Below are 9,511 nucleotides of genomic sequence, written 5' to 3' on the forward strand. Positions count from 1 at the left end.
GCCAGGTGCCGCGCCCGCCGGGCGGCGGCAACGTGCCGCTGCGCGCCGGGTCGATCCGCGCCGACGTCGCGCGCTACAACGAGGAGCGCGGCGGACGCCCGATGCCGCCGCCCCGCTCGCAGGAAGAGCCTGCACACTCGCCGTTTTTCTCCCCGTTCTACCGAAACTGAGCGCCCGCGCGTTCGTCCCTCCGCCGGCTGATGCGAATTCGCCACAGTCGCGCACAGATTTCCGCTGATTTTCCCGTCGCATTGCGCTATCTTTCGCGCCCGGCTCGCGTGTGCCACGCTGCCGTCCCGCCGCGCGACCGCGTTCACGCCGGGCCGCCGGCGGGTACCCGGCCATGTATCAATTCCGCGAAGTTAATGCTGCCGCTATACCAGCAATAAGTGTGCGCAATTTTGACCGGACGAATGATCCGTAAAGATGGCTGCGCCCCATACGACGCAAGCACTCGGCTCCAAAAAACAACGCTCGCGCCACTTATCGACAATTCGACAAAATCTGGAGATCCAATGAAAGCATTCGCTCGCCGTGCGTCGCGCACGTCCGTCAAGCTGATCGCCGCGGCTGCCTGCGTGGCGGCTACCGCTCCCGTCCATGCACAGTCGAGCGTGTCGCTCTACGGTCAGGTCGACGAATGGGTCGGCGCAACCAAGTTCCCGGGCGGAGACCGCGCGTGGAACGTGAGCGGCGGCGGGATGTCGACGTCGTACTGGGGTTTGCACGGCGCCGAGGATCTCGGCAACGGCTACAAGGCGATCTTCACGCTGGAAAGCTTCTTCCGCGCGCAGAACGGCCAGTTCGGCCGCTTCCAGGGTGATACGTTCTTCGCACGCAACGCATACGTCGGCATCGATTCGCCGTACGGCACGGTGACGGCCGGCCGCCTGACGACGCACCTGTTCCTGTCGACGATCCTGTTCAACCCGTTCTACGACTCGTACACCTTCTCGCCGATGGTGTACCACGTGTTCCTCGGCCTCGGCACGTTCCCGACCTACCCGAGCGACCAGGGTGCCGTCGGCGATTCGGGCTGGAACAACGCGCTGTCGTACACGTCGCCGTCGTTCGGTGGCCTGAATTTCGGCGCGATGTACGCGCTCGGCAACCAGGCCGGCGACAACGGCTCGAAGAAGTGGAGCGCGCAGTTCAACTATGCGAACGGCCCGTTCGCGGCGACCGCGGTCTACCAGTACGTGAACTTCAACAACGGCCCGCGCGACCTGAGCGCGCTGGTGGCCGGCATGAAGAGCCAGGGCATCGCGCAAGTCGGCGCGACCTACGACCTGAAGTACGTGAAGCTGTTCGGCCAGTACATGTATACGAAGAATGACCAGGTCGCGGGCAGCTGGCACGTGAATACCGCGCAGGGCGGCGTGTCGGTGCCGCTCGGCGTCGGCAACGCGATGGCGTCGTACGCGTACTCGCGCGATTCGGGCGGCCTCGACCAGACGCGCCAGACCTGGGCCGTCGGCTACGACTATCCGCTGTCCAAGCGCACGGACGTCTACGCTGCGTACATGAACGACCACATCAGCGGCCTGTCGACCGGCAACACGTTCGGCGCCGGCATCCGCGCGAAGTTCTGACGCGCACGCACGACCGCTGCGCCGGACGCGCGTGAAAAGCGCGTCCGAACTACATGTTTTCCCGCCCAAACGGCGCCGCGACCCCGCGGCGCCGTTTTGCCTTTCTTGACCTTTCTGTTTCCCGGCCTTTGTTACCCTATCTCGTAATTGGACCATTCCCCCGTCATTACGAGCTAGTTCGATGGATACCCTCGTCAGCATGAATGTGTTTCGCTACGTCGTCGAAGTGGGCAGCTTCGTCGGCGCGGCCGAGCGCATGCAGATGTCGGCTGCGATGGCGAGCAAGCACGTGATGCATCTCGAGCAGCAGCTCGGTGCGCGGCTGCTGCATCGCACGACACGACGCGTCGCCCCTACCGAGGCTGGACGCGAATACTATGAGCGCCTCGTGCAGGCGCTGTCTGAACTCGACGAAGCCGGGCAGGCCGTCGGCGCCGCGAGCGTGGTGCCGCAAGGCAGGCTGCGCGTCACGTCGCTATCGGCATTCGGGCTGCGGCACGTGATGCAGGCCGTCACCGATTATGCGGGCCGGTTCCCGGACGTGACCGTCGACATGACGCTGTCCGATCGCGTGGTCGACCTGATCGAGGAAGGCTACGACGTCGCGGTGCGTGCGGCGCCGAACGGATTGAAATCGTCGTCGCTGGTCGCGCGGCAGATCGCGACCGCGCACATCCTGCTGGTCGCGTCGCCCGAGTATCTCGAGAAGCACGGCACGCCCGCGACGATCGCCGATCTCGCGCACCACAACTACCTGCGGCGTGATTCGAATTCGACGATGCTCGACTCGCTGGTGATCGATGCGGCCGCCGCGTCGCGCGTGAACCTCAACGGCAACCTGATCGTCAATCATCTCGAAGGGCTGCGTGCGGCTGTGCTCGCGGGCGCGGGCATCGCGCTGCTCGGCACCGAGGTGGTCGGCGACGACATCGAGTCCGGCCGGCTCGTGCCGGTGCTGCTCGATGCGGTGCCGCCGCACGAAGCGCCGATCTATGCGGTCTACGCGAGCCGTCGTCACGTGTCCGCGAAGGTGCGTTCGTTCGTCGATTTCCTGGCGGCGCGTTTCGAAGGGCAGTCGCTGTGCCCGTCGATCGAATCGCGCCTGCGCGTGCTGCCGATCACGCGGATGAAGCGCGCGGTCTGAGCCGTCTTTCCCGCGGTAGCGGGGCAATAAAAAAGCGCGAACCGCAGCGGTTCGCGCTTTTTGTTTGGTCCGACGGAATGCGTGCCGGCGGCGGCCGCGATGGCCGCCGCATTCGTCAGCGCGGAATGCCGAGCCGCGCCTTCGCGTCGTCGTACTCGCGCTTCAGGCGCTCGACGAGCGCGCCGACGCTCGGCAGGTCGTCCATCAGGCCGACGCCCTGGCCGGCACCCCAGATGTCCTTCCACGCCTTCGTCTTGTCGCCGCCGAAATTCATCTTCGTCTTGTCGGATTCCGGCAGTGCCTCCGGATCGAGGCCGGCCTTCTCGATGCTCTCGCGGATGTAGTTGCCGTGCACGCCCGTGAAGAGGTTCGTGTAGATGATGTCCGACGATTTCGCGTTCACGATCGCGTGCTTGTAGTCGTCGATCGCGTGCGCTTCCTGCGTCGCGATGAAGCGCGTGCCCATGTACGCGAAGTCGGCGCCCATCGCCTGCGCCGCGAGGATCGAGCCGCCGTTCGCGATCGCGCCGGACAGCACGATCGGGCCGTCGAAGATCTTGCGGACTTCGCCGACGAGCGCGAACGGCGACGTCGTGCCCGCATGGCCGCCTGCGCCGGCCGCGACGAGGATCAGCCCGTCGACACCGGCTTCGAGCGCCTTCTGCGCGTGACGCAGGTTGATCACGTCGTGCAGCACGATGCCGCCGTAGCTGTGCACCGCGTCGACGATCTCGCGCGCCGGTGCGCGCAGGCTCGTGATGAAGATCGGCACCTTGTGCTCGACGCACACGCGCACATCGTGCTCGAGCCGCGCATTCGACTGATGGACGATCTGGTTGACCGCGATCGGGCCGATCACCGCGTCGGGATTTTTTGCCTGGTGGTCGGTGAGTTCGGACTGGATCTGCGTGAGCCACTCGTCGAGCAGTTCGGCCGGACGGGCGTTGAGTGCGGGGAACGAACCGACGATGCCCGCCTTGCATTGCGCGAGCACGAGTTCGGGGTAGCTGACGATGAACATCGGCGACGCGATGACGGGCAGCGTCAGGTTCTGCAGGACGGTGGGCAATGCCATGTGATGTCTCCAGTCTCCAGGGGCGGCCGCGCGGTCGCGCCGACGCCATGCTTTGCGGTCGAACGGTGATTCGAGTGTAGCTGCGAAACGAGGTCGCCCTTATTAATACGAACGATCGTGCGATTCTACGCGAGCTTAACAAAATGCGCGGTGTGCCGGCAATCGAGGGAGTGTTCTCTTTCTAGGGATTCTGGCTGTTGCGCCGCTGTGTAGAGGCACAAGCGCTCCTAAAATAGTCGCCATAACAAACCAACGAGAAACAAACCATGTCGTTTGAGGCGTTTGCACCGTTTCGCGTGACGGTGCAGGACACCGACATCTTCGGTGTCAAAGGAGGCGCGGGTCCGCCGCTCCTGTTGCTGCACGGACATCCGCAAACCCACATGATCTGGCATCGCGTTGCCGCGACGCTCGCGAATCATTTCACGGTGATTGCCACCGACCTGCGCGGTTACGGCGCGTCGGGCAAGCCCCCGAGCGACGCGCAGCATGCGCCGTATTCGAAACGTGCGATGGCGGCCGACCAGGTCGCCGTGATGCGGCATTTCGGCTTCGAGCACTTCCATGTGTGCGCGCACGATCGCGGCGCGCGGGTCGCGCACCGGCTGGCGCTCGATCACGCGGACGCCGTCGAGCGGATGATGCTGCTCGACATCGCACCGACGCTCGCGATGTACGAGAAAACCGATCGCGCGTTCGCGACCGCGTATTTCCACTGGTTCTTCCTGATCCAGCCGGAGCCGCTGCCCGAGACGCTGGTCGGCGCGCATACCGATGCGTACATCGAGCGCGTGATGGGCAACCGGTCCGCCGGGCTCGCGCCGTTCGCGCCCGAGGCGCTCGCCGCGTACCGGGCCGCGCTCGCGCAGCCGGGCGCCGTGCATGCGATGTGCGAGGACTACCGCGCATCCGCGACGATCGATCTCGAGCACGACCGTGCGGATCTCGAGCGCGGCAACAAGGTCGCGTGTCCGCTGCGCGTGCTGTGGGGCGAGCACGGCATCGTCGGCCGTTGCTTCGATCCGCTCGACGAATGGCGCCGCGTTGCGCGCGACGTCAGCGGTCGTGCGCTCGAGTGCGGGCACTACATTCCGGAAGAGGCGCCCGTCGCGCTGATCGACGAACTGTTGGCCTTCTTCGAGGCGCGCGACGCGGCTGCGTGACGCCACGCGCGGGCCCGCGGGCGGCGCGTGTACCCGCTACTCAGCGGTGCGCGCCGTCGTCTTCGACGAGCGGCGGCAGCCGGCGCGGCACCGGCGTCGATTTCACGATCGCGGTGCTCGTCTCGGCGCGCTCCGTCACTTTCGACAGGATGTCGTCGAGGTGCGCAATCGTGCGCAGGTAGAGCCGGCAGATGAAGCAGTCATCGCCGGTGACCTTGTCGCACTCCACGAATTCGGGAATCCGCCGCAGCATCTCTTCGACGAGATGCAACTGGCCGGGCAGCGGCTTGACTCGGACGATCGCCTGCAGCGTGTAGCCGAGCGCGCGCGGGTCGAGCTCGACGGTGAACGCGGCAATCACGCCTTGCGCTTCGAGTCGCCGCACGCGGTCGGCCGTCGCGGGCGCCGACAGCCCGATCTGCCGGGCGAGTTCGCTGGTCGCGATGCGCGCGTCGTCGGCCAGCGCCGCGAGGATCGCGCGGTCGGTCGCGTCGAGCGACGCGACGGCAGGCGGGGAAAGGCGTTTCGGCATGATCGCTTTGCTTTCGAAGGTGAATCGGTCGATTCACTTCAGTTTAGCCGTGGTTGCCGCGAAAGCAAGTTTCTAGAATCGAAGTCATCCACTCTTCTGAACGGAGTTCACGATGGCTTCGAATGAAATTCGCCGCGGCGCCGCCGAGATGGTCGTCGCGATGATGATGTCCGGCACGATCGGCTGGCTCGTGATGTCGTCACAGCAGCCGCTGACGAACGTCGTGTTCTTCCGCTGCCTGTTCGGCGCCGCGACGCTCGCGATCGTCTGCGCGGCGTTCGGGTTCCTGCGCCGCGCGCTGTTCTCGCCGCGCATGCTCGCGCTGGCGACGCTCGGCAGCGTCGCGATCGTCGCGAACTGGCTGCTGCTGTTCGCCGCCTATTCGCGCGCGTCGATCTCGATGGCGACCGCCGTCTACAACACGCAGCCGTTCATGCTCGTCGCGCTCGGCGCGATCGTGTTCCGCGAGCGGATCACCGCGTCGACGGTCGCGTGGCTCGCGCTCGCCTTCGTCGGGCTCGTCGCGGTGGTGCGCGTCGAGCCGGCCGTGCTCGCGGTGCCGGGCGAATATCTGGAAGGCGTCGCGCTGTCGCTCGGTGCCGCCTTTCTTTATGCGATCTCGTCGATCGTCACGAAGCACCTGAAGGGCACGCCGCCGCACCTGCTCGCGTTGCTGCAGGCCGGCCTCGGCGTCCTGCTGCTCGCGCCGTTCGCGCACTTCGGCACGTTGCCGACGAGCGCCGGGCAGTGGCTGGACCTCGTCGTGCTCGGCGTCGTGAACACGGGCCTGATGTATGTGCTGCTGTACGGCGCGATCCAGAAGCTGCCGACCGCGATGACCGGCGCGCTGTCGTTCGTCTATCCGGTCGTCGCGATCGTCGTCGATCACGTCGCGTTCGGGCAGTCGCTCGCGTGGACGCAGGTGGCCGGCGCGCTGCTGATCCTGCTCGCGGCGGCCGGCGTGAATCTCGGCTGGCGCATCGTGCCCGTCCGTCGCGCGGCCATCGGCAACTGAAACGGTCGTACGATTCGGCGCCGCGGCGGGGCAGTGCAGCGGTTCGTCGAAGGCGTATTTCGGGAACGCGTATTGCGGGCAAAAGCCGTGCGCACGCACGCGTGGAATATGCTGTAAGAAGTTGTAGGGAAACACCCGATGCGATGCGGCCGCGTCGCTCGTATGATGCGGGCTGTGACGTTGATCACGTTCACAGGATTCCGATCTCATGCCGTTCGCCCGTCAGGCTGAACGGCTTTTTTTTATGCGTGGCTCTGGCAACGGCCTTGAGTAGCCCGTTCGATGCCGGTCCGTTTCATGCGGGCGAGTCGGGCTCGATCCGGCCACCCTCGATCACAAAGTGCGGACCATCGACGCTCGGCGCAAAGAGTCGCCAGTCCTCTTCGTGTGCCGCGCCCGTCGGCGTGACGACGAGGCTCAGTCCGGCAGACAACGTAATCGATGCTTGTCCCGATTCACTGCCAAGGGCAGATGCAACGGTCATTGGGCCGTGCTTGATCAAAAGCGCCTCGAGACGCTCCACGGTGTGACGTGCCTTGTCGTCGGACCCGTAAAGATCGTCCTGGGTCGCGACGATGTTGCTTTCCCACCGGATTTGCCAATCGCATTGAACGTGCAGCGCCCAGGCACCGACCCATTTCACCGTACCCTTTCGCGTGGTGGTTTGCCGCATCGGGCCGAACTGGATCATCAGCATGTCGGCTGCACGATTGATGCCACCTATGTCGAGCCCTTCGAGAACGGCGAGGTGCCGGGTGATCCGTTCGTGTGCGCTGGCCATTCGCTTATCCTCGAACGCGCCCAAAGATCATCATGCGCCGCTCCGCGCAATCAGACGCCGCCGCGCATCGAGCCGCGCGAGCAACGCGCGCCGCGCGTCGTCGTCCGACGCACGCCACCCCTTGATCTCGTCGCGCGTGCGCAGGCAACCCGCGCACCAGTCGGTGCGCGGATCGATCCGGCATACGTCGGTGCACGGCGACGCGACCGTGCCGACCGGCACCGTCACCTGCGCGTCGCTCATGCGGGCTCCCGCAACGCGACGTCCGCGACCGGCGCGCCCGTCAGCGACACGAGTTCGTTCGGCGACAGGTTGAACACCGCGTGCGGATGGCCGGCGGCCGCCCACAGGCTGTCGAGCTCGAGCAGGTCGGCGTCGATCAGCGTGACGGGTTCGACGAGATGGCCGATCGGGCAGACGCCGCCGATCGCATAGCCGGTGTTGTCGCGCACGAACTTCGCGTCCGCACGGCCCACCGCGCCGACTTGCGCGGCAACCTTCTTCTCGTCGACGCGATTCACGCCGCTCGCGACCACGAGCACCGGCGCGCCGTCCGACTGGCGGCGAAACAGGATCGACTTCGCGATCTGCGCGACCGAGCAGCCTAGCCCGGCTGCGGCCTCGGCCGACGTCTTGCCGGTGTCGGCGAGCATCACGATGCCTTTCGCGTGGCCGCGCTCGCGCAGCAGCAGCGCGACGCGTCGCGCGGAATCGGGGAGGGAATCGAATGAAGCAGGTGTCGTCATGTTGAGGAATCCGTCGAATACCGGGGTCATACGCAGTTCGCGGCGTCGGCCGCGCTCTGCGCCTTGGCGAGCAGTGCGCGACCGGCGCGCGACACGTTCGCGCGGCCGATCGCGTTCGAGATGAAGTCGCCGGCGGCGACGACCTCCGCGAGATCGATGCCGGTGTCGATGCCGAGGCCCTGCATCAGGTACAGCACGTCCTCGGTCGCGACGTTGCCGGTCGCCCCCTTCGCGTACGGGCAGCCGCCGAGGCCGGCGACCGACGCGTGGAAGATCTCGATCCCTTCGAACAGCGCCGCGTAGATGTTCGCGAGCGCCTGGCCGTAGGTGTCGTGGAAGTGGCCCGACAGGCGTTCGCGCGGGAACACGCGCGTGACGGCCGCGAGCACTTCGCGCGTGCGCTTCGGCGTACCGACGCCGATCGTGTCGGCGATGTCGATCTCGTCGCAGCCGAGCGCCGCGAAACGCTCGACGACGTCGACGACCGACGCGACCGGCACTTCACCCTGGTATGGGCAGCCGAGCGTGCACGACACGCTGCCGCGCAGCCGCAGGCCCGCATCCTTCGCCGCCTTCGCGACCGGCTCGAAGCGCGCGATGCTTTCGGCGATGCTGCAGTTGATGTTCCGCTGCGAGAACGCCTCGCTCGCCGCGCCGAAGATCACGACCTCGTCGGCGCGCGCGGCGACCGCATTCTCGAAACCCTTCAGGTTCGGCGTGAGCACCGAATACACGGTGCCCGCGCGGCGCTCGATGCCGGCCATCACGTCGGCACCGTCGGCCATCTGCGGCACCCATTTCGGCGACACGAACGACGCGGCCTCGACGTTGCGGAAGCCGGCGTGCGACAGCCGGTCGACGAGTGCGATCTTCACGTCGGTCGGCACGAAGGTCTTCTCGTTCTGCAGCCCGTCGCGCGGGCCGACTTCGACGATCTTGACGGCGGTGGGGAAGGTCATGGTTGTCTCCTGGTTTGCTTGTAGGTTCAGTAGCCGCGTGCGTAGTCGACGATGCCGCCGACGCGCTCGCCGCGCTCGAGCGCGCGGATCTTGCCGGCGATCTGCGCGATGGCTTCGTCGCGCAGCGTCTCGGCCGAGCTGTGCGGCGTGATCGTGATGCGCGGCGCGTGCCAGAACGGATGGTCTTCCGGCAGCGGCTCGCGATGGAACACGTCGAGCGTCGCGGCGGCTACCTGGCCGCTCGAGAGCGCATCGAGCAGATCGGCTTCGACGAGGTGCGCGCCGCGTGCGACGTTGACGACATACGCACCGGGCGCGAGCCGCGCGAACGCGCGCGACGACAGGATGCCGTCGGTGTCGGGCGTGCTCGGCAGCAGGTTGACGAGCACCTTTGCGCCGTCGATGCACGCATCGAATGCGCCGTCGCCGGCGAAGGTCGTGACGCCGTCGAGCTGCTTCGCGCTGCGGCTGTAGCCGCGCACGGGCAGGCCCAGCGCGGCGAGC

Annotated in this window: 11 protein-coding genes and 1 pseudogene; 5 read left to right on the forward strand and 7 right to left on the reverse strand. The window is 66.6% G+C overall.

Translation table 11 applies throughout. The features are described 5' to 3' along the window. The 3 genes and pseudogenes from G3O00_RS43640 to G3O00_RS35770 form a co-directional block, all read left to right on the forward strand. A pseudogene (locus G3O00_RS43640) lies at positions 1–170 on the forward strand (peptide-binding protein); the annotation flags it as partial. A gap of 345 nt (positions 171–515) precedes the next feature. Further along, positions 516–1,592 (forward strand): porin, encoded by a 1,077-nt coding sequence (locus G3O00_RS35765; protein WP_011353417.1) that lies wholly within the window; start codon positions 516–518, stop codon positions 1,590–1,592. Positions 1,593–1,773: 181 nt separating this feature from the next. Continuing rightward, entirely contained in the window at positions 1,774–2,736 is a 963-nt protein-coding gene (locus G3O00_RS35770; RefSeq protein WP_011353416.1) for a LysR family transcriptional regulator, read from the forward strand. A 115-nt stretch (positions 2,737–2,851) separates the two neighbouring features. On the opposite strand, the gene G3O00_RS35775 is transcribed toward G3O00_RS35770, so the two are convergent. Then, a complete protein-coding gene (locus tag G3O00_RS35775; RefSeq protein WP_206145811.1) occupies positions 2,852–3,811 on the reverse strand; it encodes a nitronate monooxygenase family protein in 960 nt (319 codons plus the stop codon). Between the two features lie 266 nt (positions 3,812–4,077). Here G3O00_RS35775 and G3O00_RS35780 point away from each other — a divergent pair, with 266 nt between their 5' ends. After that, positions 4,078–4,974 carry an alpha/beta hydrolase gene (locus G3O00_RS35780; RefSeq protein ID WP_011353414.1) on the forward strand — a complete coding sequence of 299 codons (897 nt, stop codon included), beginning with the start codon at positions 4,078–4,080 and terminating at the stop codon, positions 4,972–4,974. A 40-nt stretch (positions 4,975–5,014) separates the two neighbouring features. Here the strand turns inward: G3O00_RS35780 and G3O00_RS35785 are convergent, their stop codons facing one another. After that, entirely contained in the window at positions 5,015–5,506 is a 492-nt protein-coding gene (locus tag G3O00_RS35785; protein ID WP_011353413.1) for an Lrp/AsnC family transcriptional regulator, read from the reverse strand. Positions 5,507–5,618: 112 nt separating this feature from the next. Here G3O00_RS35785 and G3O00_RS35790 point away from each other — a divergent pair, with 112 nt between their 5' ends. Next, positions 5,619–6,521: a DMT family transporter gene (locus G3O00_RS35790; RefSeq protein ID WP_206145812.1), complete on the forward strand. Its 903-nt coding sequence runs from the start codon at positions 5,619–5,621 to the stop codon at positions 6,519–6,521. Positions 6,522–6,816: 295 nt separating this feature from the next. Here the strand turns inward: G3O00_RS35790 and G3O00_RS35795 are convergent, their stop codons facing one another. From G3O00_RS35795 to G3O00_RS35815, 5 genes are all read right to left on the reverse strand, one after another. Continuing rightward, positions 6,817–7,302: a hypothetical protein gene (locus G3O00_RS35795; RefSeq protein ID WP_241025485.1), complete on the reverse strand. Its 486-nt coding sequence runs from the start codon at positions 7,300–7,302 to the stop codon at positions 6,817–6,819. A gap of 30 nt (positions 7,303–7,332) precedes the next feature. Beyond that, positions 7,333–7,545, reverse strand: coding sequence for a DUF1289 domain-containing protein (locus G3O00_RS35800; RefSeq protein WP_174935799.1), 213 nt, complete (start codon positions 7,543–7,545; stop codon positions 7,333–7,335). Continuing rightward, positions 7,542–8,048 carry a YbaK/EbsC family protein gene (locus G3O00_RS35805; RefSeq protein WP_206145814.1) on the reverse strand — a complete coding sequence of 169 codons (507 nt, stop codon included), beginning with the start codon at positions 8,046–8,048 and terminating at the stop codon, positions 7,542–7,544. The genes G3O00_RS35800 and G3O00_RS35805 overlap by 4 nt, the downstream gene beginning before the upstream one ends. A gap of 26 nt (positions 8,049–8,074) precedes the next feature. Continuing rightward, positions 8,075–9,007 (reverse strand): hydroxymethylglutaryl-CoA lyase, encoded by a 933-nt coding sequence (locus G3O00_RS35810; protein ID WP_011353409.1) that lies wholly within the window; start codon positions 9,005–9,007, stop codon positions 8,075–8,077. 26 nt (positions 9,008–9,033) lie between these two features. After that, positions 9,034–9,511 (reverse strand): NAD(P)-dependent oxidoreductase (locus tag G3O00_RS35815; protein ID WP_277399359.1); only part of this gene is annotated, 478 nt, incomplete at its 5' end.

Origin of the sequence: Burkholderia sp. Ac-20384 (assembly GCF_017104605.1) — a bacterium.
GTDB classification, from domain to species: domain Bacteria; phylum Pseudomonadota; class Gammaproteobacteria; order Burkholderiales; family Burkholderiaceae; genus Burkholderia; species Burkholderia lata.